The 20,279-nt window shown below is 69.9% G+C and carries 18 protein-coding genes; 7 read left to right on the top strand and 11 right to left on the bottom strand.

Going from position 1 to position 20,279, the window contains the following annotated elements; translation table 11 throughout:
• Positions 1-152 precede the first annotated feature (152 nt).
• From ACFWU3_RS10250 to ACFWU3_RS10230, 5 genes are read left to right on the top strand one after another with little or no spacing between them, the layout of a single operon-like run.
• Positions 153-956 (top strand): ABC transporter ATP-binding protein, encoded by an 804-nt coding sequence (locus ACFWU3_RS10250; RefSeq protein ID WP_384434023.1) that lies wholly within the window; start codon positions 153-155, stop codon positions 954-956.
• The gene (locus ACFWU3_RS10245) at positions 953-1,768 is read left to right on the top strand and encodes an ABC transporter ATP-binding protein (protein WP_384434020.1); all 816 of its coding nucleotides are present in this window, start codon (positions 953-955) and stop codon (positions 1,766-1,768) included. The genes ACFWU3_RS10250 and ACFWU3_RS10245 overlap by 4 nt, the downstream gene beginning before the upstream one ends.
• Positions 1,765-2,655 carry a branched-chain amino acid ABC transporter permease gene (locus tag ACFWU3_RS10240; RefSeq protein ID WP_313943231.1) on the top strand — a complete coding sequence of 297 codons (891 nt, stop codon included), beginning with the start codon at positions 1,765-1,767 and terminating at the stop codon, positions 2,653-2,655. The genes ACFWU3_RS10245 and ACFWU3_RS10240 overlap by 4 nt, the downstream gene beginning before the upstream one ends.
• A gap of 55 nt (positions 2,656-2,710) precedes the next feature.
• Complete coding sequence (locus ACFWU3_RS10235) at positions 2,711-3,763, top strand: branched-chain amino acid ABC transporter permease (protein ID WP_384434298.1); 1,053 nt, start codon at positions 2,711-2,713, stop codon at positions 3,761-3,763.
• Complete coding sequence (locus tag ACFWU3_RS10230) at positions 3,760-5,013, top strand: ABC transporter substrate-binding protein (protein WP_384434016.1); 1,254 nt, start codon at positions 3,760-3,762, stop codon at positions 5,011-5,013. The genes ACFWU3_RS10235 and ACFWU3_RS10230 overlap by 4 nt, the downstream gene beginning before the upstream one ends.
• Positions 5,014-5,104: 91 nt before the next feature.
• Here ACFWU3_RS10230 and pssA read toward each other — a convergent pair whose 3' ends face one another.
• From pssA to ACFWU3_RS10185, 9 genes are all read right to left on the bottom strand, one after another.
• Positions 5,105-5,968, bottom strand: coding sequence for a CDP-diacylglycerol--serine O-phosphatidyltransferase (gene pssA / locus ACFWU3_RS10225; protein WP_384434013.1), 864 nt, complete (start codon positions 5,966-5,968; stop codon positions 5,105-5,107).
• Positions 5,955-6,602 carry a phosphatidylserine decarboxylase gene (locus ACFWU3_RS10220; protein WP_352205475.1) on the bottom strand — a complete coding sequence of 216 codons (648 nt, stop codon included), beginning with the start codon at positions 6,600-6,602 and terminating at the stop codon, positions 5,955-5,957. The genes pssA and ACFWU3_RS10220 overlap by 14 nt, the downstream gene beginning before the upstream one ends.
• Before the next feature lie 181 nt (positions 6,603-6,783).
• On the bottom strand, positions 6,784-7,989 hold the full coding sequence (locus tag ACFWU3_RS10215; RefSeq protein WP_384434010.1) for an acyl-CoA dehydrogenase family protein: 1,206 nt from the start codon (positions 7,987-7,989) through the stop codon (positions 6,784-6,786).
• 2 nt (positions 7,990-7,991) lie between these two features.
• A complete protein-coding gene (locus tag ACFWU3_RS10210; protein WP_313943227.1) occupies positions 7,992-8,516 on the bottom strand; it encodes a MaoC family dehydratase in 525 nt (174 codons plus the stop codon).
• A 5-nt stretch (positions 8,517-8,521) separates the two neighbouring features.
• Positions 8,522-9,481, bottom strand: a complete 960-nt coding sequence (locus tag ACFWU3_RS10205) for an HpcH/HpaI aldolase/citrate lyase family protein (RefSeq protein WP_384434006.1) — start codon at positions 9,479-9,481, stop codon at positions 8,522-8,524.
• Positions 9,478-11,490, bottom strand: a complete 2,013-nt coding sequence (locus ACFWU3_RS10200; RefSeq protein WP_384434003.1) for a protein meaA — start codon at positions 11,488-11,490, stop codon at positions 9,478-9,480. The genes ACFWU3_RS10205 and ACFWU3_RS10200 overlap by 4 nt, the downstream gene beginning before the upstream one ends.
• Before the next feature lie 14 nt (positions 11,491-11,504).
• The gene (gene ccrA / locus ACFWU3_RS10195) at positions 11,505-12,842 is read right to left on the bottom strand and encodes a crotonyl-CoA carboxylase/reductase (protein ID WP_384433999.1); all 1,338 of its coding nucleotides are present in this window, start codon (positions 12,840-12,842) and stop codon (positions 11,505-11,507) included.
• Between the two features lie 477 nt (positions 12,843-13,319).
• Positions 13,320-14,165: a TetR family transcriptional regulator gene (locus ACFWU3_RS10190; protein WP_384433996.1), complete on the bottom strand. Its 846-nt coding sequence runs from the start codon at positions 14,163-14,165 to the stop codon at positions 13,320-13,322.
• Positions 14,166-14,307: 142 nt separating this feature from the next.
• Positions 14,308-16,089 (bottom strand): 3-hydroxyacyl-CoA dehydrogenase family protein, encoded by a 1,782-nt coding sequence (locus ACFWU3_RS10185; RefSeq protein WP_384433993.1) that lies wholly within the window; start codon positions 16,087-16,089, stop codon positions 14,308-14,310.
• Between the two features lie 354 nt (positions 16,090-16,443).
• On the opposite strand from ACFWU3_RS10185, the gene ACFWU3_RS10180 reads away from it, so the two are divergent.
• A complete protein-coding gene (locus tag ACFWU3_RS10180; protein WP_384433990.1) occupies positions 16,444-17,010 on the top strand; it encodes an adenylosuccinate lyase in 567 nt (188 codons plus the stop codon).
• Between the two features lie 299 nt (positions 17,011-17,309).
• On the opposite strand, the gene ACFWU3_RS10175 is transcribed toward ACFWU3_RS10180, so the two are convergent.
• On the bottom strand, positions 17,310-17,903 hold the full coding sequence (locus tag ACFWU3_RS10175) for a hypothetical protein (RefSeq protein ID WP_384433987.1): 594 nt from the start codon (positions 17,901-17,903) through the stop codon (positions 17,310-17,312).
• A gap of 177 nt (positions 17,904-18,080) precedes the next feature.
• On the opposite strand from ACFWU3_RS10175, the gene ACFWU3_RS10170 reads away from it, so the two are divergent.
• On the top strand, positions 18,081-19,781 hold the full coding sequence (locus ACFWU3_RS10170) for a helix-turn-helix domain-containing protein (protein ID WP_384433985.1): 1,701 nt from the start codon (positions 18,081-18,083) through the stop codon (positions 19,779-19,781).
• On the opposite strand, the gene ACFWU3_RS10165 is transcribed toward ACFWU3_RS10170, so the two are convergent.
• The gene (locus tag ACFWU3_RS10165) at positions 19,765-20,271 is read right to left on the bottom strand and encodes a GNAT family N-acetyltransferase (protein WP_384433982.1); all 507 of its coding nucleotides are present in this window, start codon (positions 20,269-20,271) and stop codon (positions 19,765-19,767) included. The two genes, ACFWU3_RS10170 and ACFWU3_RS10165, sit on opposite strands and share 17 nt — an antisense overlap.
• Positions 20,272-20,279: the final 8 nt, after the last annotated feature.

Genomic DNA, 20,279 nt, shown 5'->3' with positions numbered 1-20,279 from the left:
GTGGCGGCGCTTGTGCCCGTGCACAAGGTGTGCGCTGCGCCGCTGGTCATCCGCAGCGATTCGCCCCTGCGGCGTGGACGGCCGGGCGGCGCCGGTGCTGATGTGAGGCACCACAGGGGCACACAGGACACAGGCCCCGGAAGGGGGACTGCATGGCCGCCTCGCTCGAGGTACGAGCACTGTCCGTCGGCTACGGGCCGGTGCGGGCGCTGCGTGAGGTCTCCGTCGATGTGCCGGAGGGCAGGGTGGTCGCCGTGCTCGGCGGCAACGGCGCGGGCAAGTCCACGCTGCTGCGCGCGATCTCACGCACCCTCACCTTTCAGCGCGGCCGGGTCACCGCGGGCTCCGTCCACTTCGAGGGCCGCCCGCTGGACGGGCTCAGCCCGGCGCGCGTCGTGGCCGCCGGAGTGGTCCAAGTGCCCGAAGGACGGCAGGTGTTCGCACGGATGACGGTGGCCGACAATCTGCGGGCGGGCGCACTGGGGGCGCGTGGCGGCCGGCGGGAGGCCGCCGCGGCGCTCGCCCGCGTACACGAACTCTTCCCGGTCCTGGCCGATCGCGCCCACCAGCGGGCCGGTCTGCTGTCCGGCGGTGAGCAGCAGATGCTCGCGCTGGGCAGGGCGCTCATGGCACGGCCCCGGCTGCTGCTCCTCGACGAGCCGTCGCTGGGACTCGCCCCGCTGATGGCCGAACGGATCGCGCAGACCGTCCAGGAGATCAACACCGCGGGCACCTCGGTCCTGCTGGTGGAGCAGAACGCGGCGATCGCGCTCCGGCTCGCCTCCACGGCGTACGTCCTGGAGGTCGGTGAAGTCGCCCTGGAGGGACCCGCCGACCGGCTGGCCGCCTCCGACGAGGTGCGCAGGCGCTATCTGGGAGTGGTCGACGAGGAGGCCGCGGAGGACGCCGTACGGGCCGAGGCGGCCGCACCGGCGCTGCGGAGGTGGTCCGCATGACGATCCCGGACACGGCCGCTGCCGTGGACGACGCCGCCGCCACGCCGGCGCTCACCGTCTCCGGCCTCACCGTCCGCTTCGCCGGTCTCACCGCGCTCGACGACGTCTCCTTCACCGTCGCGCCCGGCAGCGTCCATGCCGTCATCGGCCCGAACGGCGCGGGGAAGTCCACCTGCTTCAACGTCCTGTCCGGTGTCTACCGCGCCACCTCCGGCACGGTCCACTTCGGCGACAGCGAACTCACCGGCCTGCCCCCGCACCGCATCGCGGCGCTCGGTGTCGCCCGCACCTTCCAGAACCTCGCCCTCCCGCCGCACGCCACCGTCGCGGACAGCCTGCTGCTCGGCCGCCACCGGCTCACCCGCGCCGGCTTCCTCTCCACCGGACTGCGGCTGCCGTCCGCCGCCCGTGAGGAGCGGCGGCACCGGGAACGCGTCGGTGAGATAGCGGAGTTCGTGGGGCTCGCGGCCGATCTCGGCCGGCCCGCCGGAGCGCTCCCGTACGGCAAACAGAAGCTTGTCGAGCTCGGCCGCGCGCTGTGCATGGAGCCGCGGCTGCTCCTGCTCGACGAACCCGTCGCGGGCATGACCGCCGACGAGCGGCAGCAGACCGCCGCCGTCATCGCGGGCGTGCGCGACGGTCTCGGCATATCCATCGTGCTGGTCGAACACGACATGGGGGTGGTGATGCGGCTCGCGGACGCCGTGACCGTACTCGACTTCGGGCGCCGGATCGCGGACGGCACCCCGGCCCAGGTGCAGAGCGACCCGGCGGTCGTCCGGGCTTACCTCGGAACAGGTGCGCAGGCATGACGACCTTCACCGAACTTCTTCTCGGCGGGCTCTCCATCGGCTCCGTCTACGCCCTGATCGCCCTCGGCTTCGTCGTCATCTTCAAGGCCACCGAGGTCGTCAACTTCGCCCACGCGTCCCTCCTGCTGGCCGGCGGTTATGTCACGGCCGTCCTCCACGACGACATCGGCTTCTGGGCGGCACTCGCCGTCGGCATCGCGAGCGCGGCCGTCGTGGGAGCCGCCGTCGAGTTCTTCGTGATGCGCCGCTACCGGGGCTCCGACCACAGCGTCCTCGCCATCGTCACCATCGGTGTCGACATCCTGCTGACCACCGAACTCACCCGGCGTATCGGCACGGACGTCCTCGCCCTGGGCGACCCCTGGGGCGACCGGGTCGTCACCATCGGCGACATCACCATCGCGCAGACCCGGATCGCCGCGTTCGTCGCCGCCGCCCTCCTCATCACCGCGTTCCTGCTGGCCTTCCGCTTCACCTCCTGGGGAGTGGCCATGCGGGCGGCCGCCGAGAACCCGCAGACCGCCGCGCTGATGGGGGTGCGGCTCGGCAGGGTCTCCCTCGCCGCGTGGGGCGTGGCGGGCGGCCTCGCGGCCGTCGCCGCGCTGTTCCTCACCGTCTTCCCGACCCCCGGGCTGGAACGCGCCACCTCGCTCGCGGCGCTCAAGGCATTCCCTGCCGCGATCCTCGGTGGACTCGACTCCACCACCGGCGCCCTCGCGGGCGGGCTGATCGTCGGTGTCACCGAGTCGTTCGCCACCGGGTACCAGAGCGAACTGTCCTTCCTGGGCCGGGGCATCGGCGATCTCGCGCCCTATCTGGTGATGGTGCTCGTCCTGCTCATCAGGCCGGCCGGACTCTTCGGCACGAAGGAGCCCGCGCGTGTCTGACACCCTGCCCGAGACGCTCGACAAGTCCCCGTCCCTCAGGGCGCCCAGGGTCTCCGTGGCGTTCAGGAACCCCCGGGCGTACGCCTGGATCCTCGGCGGTCTCCTGCTCCTCGCCCTGCCCTTCTACCTCGACCGCTTCTGGCTCCAGGCCGGACTGTTCGCGATGGCCGCGGCGATCGGCGCCATCGGCATCAATCTGCTCACCGGCGCGACCGGCCAACTCTCCATGGGCCACGCCTTCTTCCTCGCCGTCGGCGCGTACGGCTACTGCGTCCTCGCGGGCGGGAACGACGTCGAGAACGGTCACCGTCTCACCGGCCTCGGCCTGCCGACCTGGCTGGCCGCGATCCTCGCCGTCCTGCTCGCGGGCGCGGCGGGCGGTCTGTTCAGCCCCATCGCCGGCCGGCTGAGCGGGGCGTATCTCGGGATCGCCACCCTCGCCCTGATCTTCATCGGCCAGCATGTGCTGTTCAACGCGAATGATCTGACAGGGGGGTTCAACGGCCGGGCCGTCCCGCCGCTGTCCCTGTTCGGATTCACCTTCGACGACACGGAGGTCGTGATCGCCGCCGTGCCGTTCCAGTCGGCGGAGAAGCTCTGGTACGCGGCCCTGGTCGCGCTCCTCGCCTGCGGGCTGTTCGCCCGCGGTGTGCTGCGCGGCCGCCCCGGGCGCGCCATGAACGCCCTGCGCGACCACCGCATAGCGGCGGGCGTGATGGGAGTCCCGGTCGCCCGCTACCGCGCCGCCGTCTTCGTCCTCTCGTCGATGTACGCGGGTCTCGCGGGCGTTCTGCTCGCCCTGGTCTTCCAGCGCACGGTCCCCGAGTACTTCGGCATGATCCTCTCGCTCGAATACCTCGCCATGATCGTGATCGGCGGTCTCGGCACGGTCGCGGGCGCGGTCGTCGGCGCGGCGTTCGTGTCCCTGCTGCCCCAAGTGCTCACCCACTACAGCGACAGCCTCCCGCTGGTCGCCGCCCCGGGCACGGGCGGCGTCTCGCCGGGGGAGGCGTCGCGCTATCTGTACGGCGCCGCGGTGGTCGCGGTGGTGCTGTTCCTGCCCGGCGGACTCACCCGCCCGACAGTGTCCCGACGGGAGAAGACATGAAGCCGAAGAGATACATGGCGGTGCTGGCCGTACTGGCGCTCAGCGCCGTCGGATGCAGCGAGAAGGCGACGAGCGGTGACGGCGGTGGGAAGGACGCCGGGGGAGTGAAGACCGGCGAAGGCGTCACCGCCAAGACCATCACCCTCGGCGTGCTCACCGACATGACCGGGGTCTACGCCTCACTCGGCAAGAGCGTCACCCAGGCCCAGCAGCTGTGGGCGAAGCAGACCAACGCGGCCGGCGGTGTCTGCGGCCGGCAGATCGAGCTGACCGTGCGCGACCACGGCTACGACCCGCAGAAGGCCCTCGCCGGCTACACCGAGCTCGAACCGAAGGTACTGGGCTTCGCGCAGTTCATCGGCTCGCCGTTCGTGGCGGCCGTCAAGCAGCGCATCGACGGTCAGGACAAGGGCCTCGTCCTGCCGCAGGCATGGTCGGCCAGTCTGCTCGGCAGCCCGTACGTCCGAGTGGTCGGCGCGACGTACGACATCGAGACGATCAACGCGATCGACTATCTGCTCTCCCAGAAGCGCATCGCCAAGGGCGACAAGATCGGTCACGTCTACTTCGAGGGCGACTACGGCGAGAACGCCCTCGCCGGGTCCAAGTACGCGGCCCAGCAGGCGGGCCTCAGCATCGTCGAGCAGAAGATCAAACCGACCGACAACGACATGTCGGCCCAGGTGGCCGCGCTCAAGAAGGCGGGCGTCAAGGCCGTCGTCATCAGCGCGGGACCGCGTCAGGCGGCCTCTCTCGTCGGCGTGGCGGCCGCCGGCGGCTTCAATGTGCCGGTCGTCGGCAACAACTCCGCCTACGCACCGCAGCTCCTCGCCACCCCGGCGGGGCCCGCGCTGATGAAGGACTACTACGTCGCCGCCTCCACCCTCCCCATCGGCGCCACGGACGCGGCGCCGGCCAAGCTGGCCAAGGAGTACGCGGCCGCCTACCCGAAGGACGGCCTCGACAACGGTGTGGTCGCCGGCTACACGGCCATGGGGGTCTACGGCGAGGTGCTGAAGAAGGCATGCGCCGACAAGAACCTCACCCGCGAGGGCATCGACAAGGCCCTGCTGACCCTCTCCGCGTACGAGAGCGGCTTCGGCATCACCCATGACTTCTCCGACCCGGCCGCGCCGTCGACCCGGCAGAGCGTCATCATGAAGCCCGACAACAAGGTCCCGGGCGGACTGAAGGTGGTGCGGCCCGCGGCCGTGGCCAAGGCGGCGGAGTCCTTCAAGAGCGGCGGCTAGGGCCTGTCCCACCGCGGCTGAACCTGTCGCACATACGAGGAGGGCCCGGGTGCGGATCGCACCCGGGCCCTCCTCGTATGCCGTCGCCGTGTCAGGGCAGCTGCGCCGCCCGGGCCTCACGGCTCTCACGACGGTTGTCACGGATCGTGTTCACCCGTCGTGCCGTCGCGAAGAGCGGGATCGTCGCCGCCAGCACGATCTGCAGGGCGCAGCCGGTCTGGAGCAGCAGCTGACCCGCCGGGGCGTCGAACGCCCAGGCCGCCAGCAGCCCCATCGCGGCCACGATCCAGCCGAGCATCGCCACCGCCAGGACACCCCGCGGCTTCGGGTACTCGACCCGGCTCACCATCAGCCACGCCGTACCGATGATCGCCAGCAGCGTCGGGATGAACGGCAGCTCCAGCAGAACGATCGAGACCACCGTGAGCGCGCCGAAGGGGCTCGGCATGCCCTGGAACATGCCGTCCTTCAGGGTCACGCACGAGAATCTCGCGAGCCGCAGGACCACCGCCAGGAGGACCACGATCGCGGCCACCGCCGAGACCCGCTGGTGGGCGTCGTCCGCGACCATGCCGTACACGAGTACGAAGTAGGCCGGGGCGAGCCCGAAGCTGATCAGGTCGGAGAGGTTGTCCAGCTCCGCGCCCATCGGTGAGCTGCGCAGCTTGCGCGCCACGAGCCCGTCGCAGAGGTCGAAGATCGCGGCGAGCAGCATCAGGATCACGGCGGTGGCGGCGCTGTGCCGCGCCATGCCGGTCTCCTGGCTGCCCTGGAGATGCGGGATGAGGATGCCGGTGGTGGTGAAGTACACCGCCATGAATCCACACGTCGCGTTACCGAGAGTGAGGGTGTCCGCTATCGACAGCCGCAGAGAGAGAGGCATCTCCTCCGCGTCGTCCTCGGCATCCGCCTCGGAGGCCCAGCCCGCCTGCGTGTCGGGATCAACCACGGTCAATGCGAGTCACCCCCGCAGTCGTGGTCTGACCGACCTCGACAGCGACATCGACACCTTCCGGAAGGTAGATGTCCACGCGCGAGCCGAAGCGGATCAGGCCGATACGGTCACCCTGCTCGACCTTCGTGCCCTGGGGCACGTAAGGAACGATGCGCCGCGCGACGGCACCGGCGATCTGCACCATCTCGATGTCGCCGAGCTCGGTGTCGAAGTGCCAGACAACGCGCTCGTTGTTCTCGCTCTCCTTGTTGAACGCCGGCACGAAGCCGCCGGGGATGTGCTCCACGGACGTCACCGTGCCCGCGAGGGGCGCGCGGTTGACGTGGACGTTCAGCGGGCTCATGAAGATCGCGACCCGGGTGCGTCCGTCCTTCCACGGCATGATGCTCTGCACCACACCGTCGGCCGGGGAGATGACGCGACCCTGAGTGATCTCGCGCTCGGGGTCGCGGAAGAACCACAGCATGCCCGCCGCGAGCGCGGTGGCGGGCACGGCGACGACCGCCGCGCGCCGCGAACGGCGCGAGCGGGCGAGGCTGAGGGCGGCGGTGGCGACGGTCGGCAGAAGCCACGGCGATGCTCCGCGCGCGAGGCGTACACGGCCGCGAGGTGCAGAGGTTTGGCTGTGGGGCATGGATGACCTTCGTAGCGGATGATGCCGCGCTGGCAACGGGGGACGGCGGCTTTCCGAGCGATGTTATCGGTTGTGAGCCGTAACTGGGAAAGCCAGAAGCCGAGTCGGTCGGCCGGAAACCCTCAGAGAACGCTGACAGGGTGTGATCTTCTTCGCGGTCGAACCGCCACGAAAGAGACAATCACCCCTGGAACCGGTACTCCTCGAGCAGCCTGCGTCCAATGATCATTTTCTGGATTTCGGCGGTACCTTCACCGATCAACAGCATCGGAGCCTCGCGGTAGAGGCGCTCGATCTCGTACTCCTTGGAGAAGCCGTAGCCGCCGTGGATCCGGAAGGCGTCCTCGACGACTTCCTTGCAGTACTCGGAGGCGAGGTACTTCGCCATCCCTGCCTCCAGGTCGTTTCGTTCCCCGGAGTCCTTTTTGCGTGCCGCGTTCACCATCATCGCATGCGCGGCCTCCACCTTGGTAGCCATCTCGGCCAGCTTGAACTGGATCGCCTGGTGCTGGGCGATGGCCTTGCCGAAGGTGTGGCGCTGCTGTGCGTAGGAGACGCCCAGCTCAAAGGCACGTTGCGCGACACCGCAGCCACGTGCCGCGACATTGACGCGGCCGACCTCGACGCCGTCCATCATTTGGTAAAACCCTCGGCCGGTGGTGCCGCCGAGTACCCGATTGGCCGGAATGCGCAGTCCGTCCATGATGAGTTCGGTCGTGTCGACGCCCTTGTAACCCATCTTGTCGATCTTCCCGGGGATGGTGAGGCCCGGACGGACCTCTCCGAAGCCGGGCTCCTTCTCGACGAGGAAGGTCGTCATCGACTTGTGGGGGGCGGTGCCCTCCGGGTGTCCTTCGTCACTCCGGCACAGAACGGCCACCAGATTCGACGTTCCGCCGTTCGTGAGCCACATCTTCTGGCCGTTGAGGACGTACTCGTCGCCGTCCCTGACGCCCTTGGACGTGATGGCCGACACGTCCGAGCCCAGCGCCGGCTCCGACATGGAGAACGCGCCGCGCACCTCGCCCAGCGCCATCCGGGGCAGGAAGGTGTCCTTCTGCTCCTGGGTGCCGTGCTGCTTGAGCATGTACGCCACGATGAAGTGCGTGTTGATGATGCCCGAGACGGACATCCAGCCGCGGGCGATCTCCTCGACGCACAGTGCGTACGTGAGCAGCGACTCGCCCAGACCGCCGTACTCCTCGGGAATCATCAGCCCGAACAGGCCGAGCTCCTTGAGGCCTTCGACGATCTGCGTCGGGTACTCGTCGCGGTGCTCCAGCTCGGTGGCGACCGGGATGATCTCCTTGTCGACGAAGTCCCGGACCGTCGACAGGATTTCCTGCTGGATGTCGGTCAGCCCGTGCGTCTGGGCGAGTCGGCTCATGACTACTTCTCCGGCTTCTTGGAGGGCTCGATCAACTCCGGGCGGCCGGGCTGCTCGCCGCCGCGCTCCTTGATGTACGTCTCGGTCGGGACCATCACCTTGCGGCGGAACACGCAGACCAGCGTGCCGTCCTGCTTGTACCCCTTCGTCTCGACGTGGACGATGCCGCGGTCGCTCTTGGACCGGGACGGCGTCTTGTCGAGGACGGTCGTCTCGCCGTAGATCGTGTCGCCGTGGAACGTCGGCGCGACGTGCTTCAGCGACTCGATCTCCAGGTTGGCGATGGCCTTGCCGGAGACGTCCGGCACGGACATACCGAGGAGCAGCGAGTAGATGTAGTTGCCGACGACGACGTTCTTGCCGAAGTCCGTCGTCTTCTCCGCATAGTTGGTGTCCATGTGGAGGGGGTGGTGGTTCATGGTCAGCAGACAGAAGAGGTGGTCGTCGTACTCGGTGACCGTCTTCCCGGGCCAGTGCTTGTAGACCGCCCCGACCTCGAACTCTTCGTAGGTGCGTCCGAACTGCATGGTGCTCAGGCCTCCGGGGCTTCGAACGTCGAGGTACGGGTCATGCCCGCGGCACGGCCCTTGCCGGAGATGACCAGGGCCATCTTGCGGCTGGCCTCGTCGATCATCTCGTCGCCGAGCATCGCCGAGCCCTTCTTGCCGCCGGCCTCGGACGTGTAGTAGTCGTACGCGTCCAGGATCAGCTCGGCGTGGTCGTAGTCCTCCTGCGAGGGCGAGAAAACCTCGTTGGACGCCTCGACCTGACCCGGGTGCAGGACCCACTTGCCGTCGAAGCCGAGTGCCGCGGCCCGCTGGGCGACGGCCTTGTAGCCCTCGATGTTCTTGATCTGGAGGTAGGGGCCGTCGATCGCCTGGAGGTTGTTGGCACGGGCGGCCATCAGGATCTTCATCAGGATGTAGTGGTAGGCGTCCGCCGGGTAGCCGGGCGGCTGCTCGCCGACGACCAGCGACTTCATGTTGATCGAGGCCATGAAGTCGGCCGGGCCGAAGATGATGGTCTCCGTGCGCGCGGATGCCTGGGCGATCTCGTTGACGTTGTTCAGACCCTGCGCGTTCTCGATCTGCGCCTCGATGCCGATCTTGCCGACCTCGAAGCCCATCGTCTTCTCGATCTGGGTCAGCAGCAGGTCCAGCGCCACGATCTGCTGGGCGTCCTGCACCTTCGGCAGCATGATGCAGTCGAGGTTCTGCCCGGCGCCCTCGACGACGGTGACCACGTCGCGGTAGGTCCACTCGGTGGTCCAGTCGTTGACTCGCACGACCCTGGTCTTGCCCGTCCAGTCACCCTCGTTGAGGAACTTCACGATGGTGTGCCGGGCGTCCGGCTTGGCGAGCGGCGCGCAGGCGTCCTCCAGGTCCAGGAAGACCTGGTCCGCCGGGAGGCCCTGGGCCTTCTCCAGGAAGCGCGGGTTGCTGCCCGGCACTGCGAGGCAGGAGCGGCGCGGCCTCAGACGGTTGACAGTCATGCGGGGACCTCCAGAGGGTCGAGCTTGTTCGCTTTCCGGATCTCGTCGACGATACGGCCGATGATCTCGGTGATGCCGAAGTCCTTCGGGGTGAACACGGCGGCCACGCCGGCCGCTTTGAGAGCGGTGGCGTCGGCGTTCGGGATGATTCCGCCGACGACGACCGGGATGTCCGCCGCCCCCGCCTCGCGGAGCCGGTCCAGCACGTCGGGCACCAGCTCGGTGTGCGACCCGGACAGGATGGACAGGCCCACGCAGTGCACGTCCTCGGCCAGCGCCGCGTTGACGATCTGCTCGGGCGTGAGCCGGATGCCCTGGTAGACCACCTCGAAGCCGGCGTCGCGGGCGCGTACGGCGATCTGCTCGGCGCCGTTGGAGTGCCCGTCCAGGCCCGGCTTGCCGACCAGCAGCCGCAGCCGTCCCGAGCCGAGCTCGTCGGCGGTGCGGGAGACCTTGTCGCGGACGACCGCGAGCGGCGTGCCCGCCTCCGCGGTGACCGCGACGGGTGCGCTGGAGACGCCCGTCGGGGCGCGGAACTCGCCGAACACATCGCGCAGCGCCCACGCCCACTCGCCGGTGGTGACACCCGCACGGGCGCACTCGACGGTGGCCGCCATCAGGTTCTCGGTGCCCGCGGCGGCCTTCTTCAGCGCGGTGAGCGATTCCGTGGCACGGGTCTCGTCGCGGTTGTCCCGCCACTCGTGCAGCTTGGCCACCACCCGCGCCTCGTTCTCCGGGTCGACCGTCATGATCGCCGTGTCGAGGTCGGCCGTCAGCGGGTTCGGCTCGGTGGTCTCGAAGATGTTCACGCCGACGATCTTGTCGTCGCCGCCCTCGATCCGCGCCCGACGCTCCGCGTGCGAGGAGACCAGCTGCGACTTGAGGTACCCGGACTCGACGGCCGCCATCGCGCCGCCCATCTCCTGGATCCGGGTGATCTCCGCCAGGCACTCGTCGACCAGCGAGTCCACCTTGGCCTCGATGACGTGCGAGCCGGCGAAGATGTCCTCGTACTCCAGCAGGTCCGACTCGTGGGCGAGGACCTGCTGGATGCGCAGGGACCACTGCTGGTCCCACGGCCGCGGCAGACCGAGCGCCTCGTTCCAGGCCGGGAGCTGCACCGCGCGGGCGCGGGCGTCCTTGGACAGCGTGACGGCCAGCATCTCCAGCACGATGCGCTGCACGTTGTTCTCCGGCTGCGCCTCGGTGAGCCCCAGGGAGTTGACCTGGACGCCGTAGCGGAACCGGCGCTGCTTCTCGTTCTCGATGCCGTACCGCTCACGGGTGACCTGGTCCCAGATGCGGCCGAAGGCGCGCATCTTGCACATCTCCTCGATGAAGCGGACACCGGCGTTCACGAAGAACGAGATACGGGCGACCACGTCGCCGAACTTCTCCGCCGGCACCTGGCCCGAGTCCCGCACCGCGTCCAGCACCGCGATCGCGGTGGACATCGCGTACGCGATCTCCTGGACCGGCGTGGCGCCCGCCTCCTGCAGGTGGTAGCTGCAGATGTTGATGGGGTTCCACTTGGGGATGTTGGCCACCGTGTACGTGATCATGTCGGTGGTCAGCCGCAGGGAGGGCACGGGCGGGAAGACATGCGTCCCGCGCGACAGGTACTCCTTGACGATGTCGTTCTGTGTGGTGCCCTGAAGCCGGGTGGCGTCCGCGCCCTGCTCCTCCGCGACGACCTGATAGAGCGCCAGCAGCCACATCGCGGTGGCGTTGATCGTCATCGAGGTGTTCATCTGCTCCAGGGGGATGTCCTGGAACAGCCTGCGCATGTCACCGAGATGCGAGACGGGAACCCCGACCCGGCCGACCTCGCCGCGGGCGAGGATGTGGTCCGGGTCGTAGCCCGTCTGCGTCGGCAGGTCGAACGCGACCGACAGACCGGTCTGGCCCTTGGCGAGATTGCGCCGGTAGAGCTCGTTGGACGCCTCGGCGGTGGAGTGGCCCGCGTACGTCCGCATGAGCCACGGCCGGTCCTTCTGACGCTCTGTCATGTGTGGGACCTCAGTCAGACGTTGCGGAAGCGGTTGATGGCGTCCACGTGCTTCTCGCGCATCTCCTCGTCGCGCACACCCAGACCCTCGCTCGGGGCGAGAGCGAGGACGCCGACCTTGCCCTGGTGGAGATTGCGGTGCACGTCGTACGCGGCCTGGCCGGTCTCGTCGAGGGAGTAGACCTTGGAGAGGGTGGGGTGGATCTTGCCCTTGGCGATCAGGCGGTTGGCCTCCCACGCCTCGCGGTAGTTGGCGAAGTGGGAGCCGATGATGCGCTTGAGCGACATCCACAGGTAGCGGTTGTCGTACTCGTGCATGTAGCCCGAGGTGGAGGCGCAGGTGGTGATGGTGCCGCCCTTGCGGGTGACGTAGACGCTCGCTCCGAAGGTCTCGCGGCCGGGGTGTTCGAAGACGATGTCGATGTCCTCGCCGCCGGTGAACTCGCGGATGCGCTTGCCGAAGCGCTTCCACTCCTTCGGGTCCTGCGTGTGCTCGTCCTTCCAGAACCTGTAGCCCTCGGCGCTGCGGTCGATGATCGCCTCGGCGCCCATCGCGCGGCAGATGTCCGCCTTCTGCTCGCTGGAGACGACACAGATCGGGTTGGCGCCGCCGGCCAGCGCGAACTGGGTGGCGTAGGAGCCGAGTCCGCCGCTGGCGCCCCAGATCAGGACGTTGTCGCCCTGCTTCATGCCCGCGCCGTTGCGCGAGACGAGCTGGCGGTACGCGGTGGAGTTGACCAGGCCGGGGGATGCGGCTTCTTCCCAGCTGAGGTGGTCGGGCTTGGGCATGAGCTGGTTGGACTTGACCAGGGCGATCTCGGCGAGGCCGCCGAAGTTGGTCTCGAAGCCCCAGATGCGCTGCTCGGGATCGAGCATCGTGTCGTTGTGGCCGTCGGACGACTCCAGCTCGACGCTCAGGCAGTGCGCGACCACCTCGTCGCCCGGGTTCCAGGCGTTCACGCCGGGTCCGGTGCGCAGGACGACGCCCGCGAGGTCGGAGCCGATGACGTGGTAGGGCAGGTCGTGGCGCTTGGTGAGCTCGCTCAGGCGGCCGTAGCGCTCCAGGAAGCTGAAGGTGGACACCGGCTCGAAGATCGAGGTCCACACGGAGTTGTAGTTGACCGAGCTGGCCATGACGGCCACCAGGGCCTCGCCGGGGCCGAGTTCGGGGACCGCGACGTCCTCGACATGGAGGGACTTGCGGGGGTCCTTCTCCTTGGTCTTGAGACCGTTGAACATCTCGACCTCGTCCTTGTGCACGGTGACCGCGCGGTAGGACTCGGGGATGGGCAGTGCGGCGAAATCGGCGGGCGTGCTGTCCGTCGACTGAATGGCGTCCAGGATGTCCTTCACGGGTGCCTCCGGCGAAGCGCGTTGCGGGGAACGCTGAGGGGAACGTCGGTGTGCTGCTGTGTGGAGGTGTGCCGTCGGTTCGGCGGGTGGTGCGGGTGTGGCGGCGCCGGTGGGCGCGAAGGGTGCCTGTGACGCAGGCGTCCGGGCCGCAAACTCAGGGTTTGCTGGGACAGCCGGCGTACGAATGGTCTCTGCACGCCGGCCGCCCGGACAACTTCAACGTATGGCACGGCGTGCCATGTGACAAGACACTGCGTGCCAACAATTTCTCTCAGTTGTCATCCGGGCGGCACGTATGAGCAACAACGGCCGCCCCCGAGGGGACGGCCGTTGCTCACTGTGAGTGATCGCGTGCGCTCCGCTGCTCGGAGCGGGGAGCCCGGGGGTGATTCCCGGGGCGGCCCGGCGGTCGCGGGTACCGCCATCCGTATGAACTTCAGGGTCCGGCGGAGAGGCCGGGACCCCTGGGGCGTCGGGTCAGCCGCGGCGGTCCTGAAGTGCCCGCTCGATCGTGCGCATCACGTCGTCCAGCGGCGCGTCCGTACGCGCCACGGCCACCAGGACCTCGCCCTCGGTGGTCACCGCCGCGGCCGGTGCCGGATCGCCGGAGCGGGATGCGGACGCCGTGGGCACCCGGTCCCGCGAACGGCCGGCTCCTATGCCGGTGCCGAAGGTGTCGCGGACGATCGCGAAGGCGTGGTCGAGCTGGGTCTCCACGTCGCCCTGGCCGCCGGCGCGCAGCCAGCGGCGCAGCACGTGGTTGTGCGCGGTGACGACCGCGGACGCCGCCACCTCCGCCAGCAGTGGATCGTCGTTGCCGTCGTGGTGGTCGCGCTCGTCGAAGTGCCCCAGCAGATAGCGGGTGAACAGCCGCTCGTAGCGGGCCACCGAGGCGATCTCGCGCTCCCGCAGGGTCGGGACCTCGCGGGTCAGCCGGTAGCGCTCCACGGAGACGGCGGGTGAGGCCGCGTACATCCGCATGACCTCCTTGATTCCCCGGCACACCGTGTCGAGCGGGTGCTCGTGCGGCGGAGCCGCGTTCAGCACGGCCTCGGCCCGAACGAGCGTGTCGTCGTGGTCCGGGAAGATCGCCTCTTCCTTCGAGCGGAAGTGGCGGAAGAAGGTCCGCCTCGCGACGCCCGCGGCCGCCGCGATCTCGTCCACGGTCGTCGCTTCGTAGCCCTTGGTCGCGAACAGTTCCATCGCCGCGGCGGCCAGTTCGCGCCGCATCTTGAGGCGCTGTGCGGCGGCGCGACTGCCGGCTGCGCTCTCCGGGGCGTCGGACGTGGCCTTGGTACGGGCGGGCTTGGCGGGCTGCGGCATGACCTGAACGTACTGCATCCGTGCAGGAGAGCGCGCCTGTGGGTGGGGAGCGCCCGCCCCTGTGGCGGGGGCGGAAACGGGGGCCGGAGCCGGGGGCGGACCGTCCGAGGGATCGAGCAGTCCGCCCCAGCCGGCGGTGTGATCAGCGGCGGGCATATTCGCGGAAGCCACGCCCGGTCTTCCGGCCGAGGCAGCCCGCGGCCACCAGGTGCTCCAGCAGCGGCGCGGGAGCGAGACCCGGGTCGCGGAACTCGCGGTGCAGCACCTTCTCGATCGCGAGCGAGACGTCGAGCCCCACCACGTCGAGGAGTTCGAAGGGCCCCATCGGGTAGCCGCCGCCCAGCTTCATCGCGGCGTCGATGTCGTCGAGGGTGGCGTAGTGCTCCTCGACCATCTTGATCGCGTTGTTCAGGTACGGGAAGAGCAGCGCGTTCACGATGAATCCGGCGCGGTCGCCGCAGTCCACCGGGTGCTTCTTGATCTTCGCGGTCACCGCGCGGACCGTGGCGTGGACGTCGTCCGCCGTCAGAACGGTGCGGACGACCTCGACCAGCTTCATCGCCGGCGCCGGGTTGAAGAAGTGCATGCCGATGACGTCCTGCGGGCGCGAGGTGGCGCGGGCACAGGCCACGACCGGCAGCGAGGAGGTGGTGGTGGCGAGCACCGCACCCTCCTTGCAGATCTTGTCCAGGGTGGCGAAGAGCTGCTGCTTGATCTCCAGGTCCTCGGCGACGGCCTCGACCGCGAGATCGACGTCCGCGAAGGCGTCCAGGGAACCGGCGGGAGTGATCCGGCCGAGCGTCTCGTCCCGCGCTTCGGCCGTCATCCGGCCCTTGTCGACAGAACGGGAAAGAGACTTGGTGATACGGGACTTGGCCGTCTCCGCCTTCTCCAGCGAGCGCGCGGCGAGCACCACGTCGTAGCCCGCCTTGGCGAAGACCTCGGCGATACCGCTCGCCATGGTGCCGGAACCGGCCACGCCCACGGAACGGACCTCACGGCCGCCCGCCCCCTCGGCCGCCGGCTGCGGGGTGAGCGCGTCCGGCACCGGGGTCGCGGCACCGGGTGCCGCGTAGGTGTAGAAGCCGCGCCCCGCCTTGCGGCCGGTCAGACCGGCCTCGCTCAGCTGCTTGAGGATGGGGGCCGGCGCGTGCAGCCGGTCGCGGGACGCGGAGTACATCGCGTCGAGAACCGTCCGGGCGGTGTCGATGCCGATCAGGTCCAGCAGGGCCAGCGGTCCCATCGGCAGGCCGCAGCCGAGCTTCATCGCGGCGTCGATGTCCTCGCGGGAGGCGTACTTGGCCTCGTACATCGCGGCGGCCTGGTTGAGGTAGCCGAAGAGCAGTCCGTCGGCGACGAATCCGGGCCGGTCGCCCACGGCGACGGGCTCCTTGCCGAGCTCACGCGCCAGCGCGGTGACCGCTTCGACGGCGGCGGGCGCGGTCAGCACCGAGGAGACGACCTCGACCAGCTTCATCGCGGGGGCCGGGTTGAAGAAGTGCAGTCCGAGCACGCGCTCGGGGTGCGACGAGTCGGCGGCCAGGCGGGTCACGGACAGGGCGTTGGTGCCGGTGGCGACGATGGTCGTGGGGCGCACGATGTCGTCCAGCGCACGGAAGACCTGCTGCTTGGCCTCGTACGACTCGGACACCACCTCGATCACGAGATCCGCGTCGGCGGCCGCCTGGAGATCGGAGAACGTGCGGAATCGGGCGAGCGTGTTGCTCCGCTCCTCCTCGGTGATCCGCTCGCGCTCCACGGCGCGTGCGGTGGAGGCTTCGAGGGCGACGACGGCCTGGCGGGCGGCCGCGGCGCTGATGTCGATGCCGATGACCTCACGTCCGGCCCGGGCGAGCACCTCGGCTATGCCGGTGCCCATGGTGCCGAGGCCGACGACGGCGATGGTGTGGAGAGGGGTGTCCATCAGGGGACTCCAGGGATGAGTGACGACTGAAGAAGAGGCGCGCGCGGGGAGATGCGCACGGGCGGTGCGCGTGGGAGGTGCCAAAGGGCGCACGGCGCACGAGGATGGCTGTCGTGGTGAAGGGCCGGCGGACTCTGTCCCGGAGTCACGCCGTACGTGATACGTCCACCGACGCATCACGGTGCTTGCCGAACCGACTGCACTCGCGGTGGCTGCGTCACCAGGCCACCGGGAGCTCTGCGGGGGTACCCGCTCACTTGAGATTAACTCGCCAGTAACGAGCGCGCCAGACCTGGTCCGGTGTGATCTGGATCGCCGCCGTGCGCGGCCCCTCCCGTCGCTACGCTGACCGGCATGGACGAGGAGTTACGGTCCCTGGCCCAGCGGCTGAGGGGCGAGTCGGGCGGCTCGGTCAGCTACGAACGGTTGCTGGCGACCGAGGACCAGGAGGAGCTCGCGGGCGTCCTCATCGAACAGGAACGCCCCTTGTGGGCGCGGGAGATGGCAGCCTTCCGGCTCGGGTGCGCGGGGGACCGGCGTGCTTTCGAAGCCCTGGTACTGCTGCTCAACCACCGTGATCCGGCGCGCTGCGTCTCCGCTGCCCACGCGCTGGCGGCGCTGGGCGATCCCCGTACCCCGCGGGCGGCGGCCGCGCTGGCCACGAACGAGCTCAGGGTCGCCTACGCCCTGGTGCCGGTCCGGCTGCTGACCCGCCTGCGCGCCCCGGAATCGGCGCCGGCCCTGATCACGGTCCTCCGGCGACGGCTGGCGCCGGGTGATCCGCACTGGCGGGTCGCGCTCGCGTGTGTGGAGGGCCTCGGCGCCCTCGGTGACCGGCGCGCGGGGGACATACTGCGCTCCGCGCGGACCCATCCACGTCTCACGGCGGCGGCGGAGGCGGCACTGGCCCGGATCGGCTGACGGACCGGCGGTCGAACATCGTTCCGTCACGAGGGCGCGCTCGACGAAGGCGCTCTACGGAGGCGCTCCACGAAGGCGCTTCCGGGGCGACCGGGTACCGAAGGCGGAACGACGCGAGCCTGCGCCGGGCCGCAGCGACGCAAGCGGGCTCCGGGCCGGAGGATTCCGGACCCGGAGCCCGCGGGCTCCCCCGATGTGCCCGTCGGGGTCGGTAGAACCCGACGGGCAGTCTGTGGCGTGCGCGTGCGACGCCGACCCGCGCCGGCCCGCGCTGGTCGGTGTGGCCGGCGCCGCGAGGATCAGTAGAGCTTGGCGACCGCGGTACGCGTGGTCTTCCGGAACCCGTCCAGGGGCGCCCCGTCCAGCTCGCCCAACTGGCTCCAGCGGACGACTGTCACGGCCTTGCCGTCGCGGCCGACCGAGTAGAGCGCGATGTCGGAGGAGCCGATCTCGGTGTCGTGGGTGTCGATGCTGTAGACGTTCGCACCTTCCTCCACATCGACCCTGCCGTGGTGGAATGCCTCGCCCTCGATGGTCGGGTACTGCTCCTTCATCCGGTCGAGGCAGCTCTCGACCGATGCCCGGAGCTTGGTGACGAGCGCCTTCGCCTTGGCTTCGGTGGCCGCGACCGTGATGGTCTGCTGCGCTCCCGTGTCCAGCTCGGTCCTGAACTCCCGGTGCTTGCTGCCTGCCTTGGGCGCGACTGCCTGGGTGCAGAAGTCGTCGCCCGTGCCGGGCTTCACCGGGTCGGCGTGCCAGGCGGTGTAGGCGGCCGGCAGCTGGGAGGCGGACAGGAAGGCGGGCGACACGGGAGCGGCGGTGGCCGCGCCGATCGTGACGACGGTCAGACCGACGGCCGCCGTGGTCAGGGCAGCGGTGCGGAACATGTTCATGAAGGACTTCCCCGTTGTTCGTGGTTGGTGGAGCGATCACCAGCTTTGACGGCTCGTGAGGCGGCGGCAAGCACCTGGGGCACGTCCGGAACCGTGGAACCATTCCACCCCCGTTGACGTGGGACTCTTCAGCAGGGGTGAAACGCCGTCATGGGACGGCCGGGGGGAGCTGAAGGCGTGAGCACACCGCGGGAGTCCGATACGGAGGCGTTCGCGCAGCGGCTGCGCGAGATCCGGGACGCGTCGGGCCGCAGCTACGGCGCACTGGCACGCCGGGTGGGCGTCAGCGCGTCGACCCTGCACCGGTACTGCTCGGGAAGCACGGTGCCGGTGGAGTTCGCGCCGGTCGAACGACTGGCCCGGCTGTGCGGGTGCGGCGGTGAGGACCTGATCGCGCTGCACCGGCTGTGGGTTCGGGCGGACGCCGACCGCCGCCGGCGCATGGAGAGCGGCGGCGGGCGGGCGGACGCGGGTGACCCGCACGGCACTTCGGGCCTGGCGGCGACTTCGGAGGCATCGGACACGTCGGAGGCGCCGGCCACCTCGGACACCTCGGAGGCATCCGAGGCACCGGCCACGTCGGGTATTTCGAAGGCTTCGGGTACTTCGAAGGCGTCGGGCAATCCCGCTTCGGGCGCCCCCGTTCCGGCCGCCCCCGCCGAGGACGCGCGTGTCGGCATCCCCGTGCCGGGCGGGCTCCCGGACGGAGACCGGGTATCCGCACACCGGCCCCGGCAAGCGGCCGCACCGGCAGCCGTGCCCGCATGGGCCGGCTCGGGTCTGTTCCGTCGTCCCGCTGCCTACGCCGCCGCCCTCGTCGCGTCCGTCCTCGCGCTCGTCCTGCTCATGGCCTTCGACCAGTCACCGCTCTCCGCCGCGGACCGGCAGCGCCCGACCGCCCAGCAGCCCGGCGACCAGGACACGGGTACCTCTCAGCCGCCGGGGGACGGCTCCGCTCCCCAGGAGCTCACCACCCCCGAGGCGGCCGGTACGGATTCCGCGGAAGGGGAGCACGGCTCGGGGGAGGGGAGGAGCCCCGATCCCCGGACGAAGGCCACCCGGGCGCCCGGCGGCTCCCAACCCCGCGGAAGCGGCACGCCGTTCACCTGGACCACGGATCAGCATGTGTGGCAGAACGGCTGCAGCCACACCTATCTCGTGAAGCGTGGCCCCTCCGCCGTACCCCCTCCGCCGGCCGAGGCCGACGCAGAACAGTGGGCACGGTCCGTGGGCGCGGTGCACGCGGGCGACGCCGGTGTACGGATCACGGTGCAGGGCCGCAACGACACGGCGGTCGTGCTCCAGGGCATCCAGGTCCGGGTGGTCGCGCGCCGGGCACCACTGAAGGCCGACGCCTACAGCATGAGCCCGGGCTGCGGCGGATCGATCACTCCCCGGCTGTTCGACGTCAACCTCGACGCCTCCCGCCCGGTCGCCCGCTCCGTGGCGGGCAACGATGCCGGTGACGCGATCCCCGCACTCTCCTTCCCCTACAAGGTGTCGGCGAAGGACCCGGAGATCCTGCTGGTCACCGGCCGCACGGTCACCTGTGACTGCGACTGGTTCCTGGAGCTGGCGTGGAGCAGCGGTGACCGGTCCGGCACCGTGCGCATCGACGACCATGGGCGCCCGTTCCGCACGAGTGGCTACCAGGGCAGGCCGGTCCACGAGTACGACTCCGGTTCCCGCCGCTGGATCTCGGCGGGGAGCGAGACGGACGCCGAGACGGACGCCGAAACGGAAGGGGACGGCGGCACGGAAGCGGGCGCCGAACGGGGCGCGCACGCCGAGTCGGGTGCGGGCACGCAAGCCGGTGCCGGGACGAGGGCGGGCGCACATCCGTCGAAGGCACCCGTCACGATCAGAGCCGGCCGGTGAGAGATCGCGTGTAGCGGACCTCCGGGACCGGCACACCGTCCACGTCGAAGAGTTCCTCCGCGCCGTCGGGAGTGAAGCCGGCCCGCTCGTAGAATCTGCGGGCGCGGTCGTTCTCCTTCAGCACCCACAGCTCCATCCCGCGGAACCCGGCCTCCCACGCCCGGCGCGTCAGCTCCTCCATCAGCTGCCGCCCCACCCCTGTGGCGACCTGCTCGGGCAGCACGTAGATCGCGTACAACTCGCTTTTCTCGGCGGTCGTGCCCGCGTCCCTGCTCGGCCCGAAGCAGCCCCAGCCGACCACGGTGTCGTCCCGCTCCGCGACCACATTCGTCACCCGGCCCGCGCTCCGGGCGAAGAAGCCGCGGCGCTTCTCCGCGTCCTCGGCGACGCTCATCGCGTCGAGGTAGGACTGCGGCATCAGCCCCGCGTACGCGGCCTGCCAGCCTCGCACCCGGACGGTGGCGACGGCGTCGCAGTCATCGATCGTCATGTCCCGGA

Origin of the sequence: Streptomyces sp. NPDC058685, from assembly GCF_042714725.1 — a bacterium.
Classification (GTDB): Bacteria; Actinomycetota; Actinomycetes; order Streptomycetales; family Streptomycetaceae; genus Streptomyces.
Note: the sequence above shows the minus strand (reverse complement) of the source record. Positions and strands in the feature narration are given on the sequence as shown.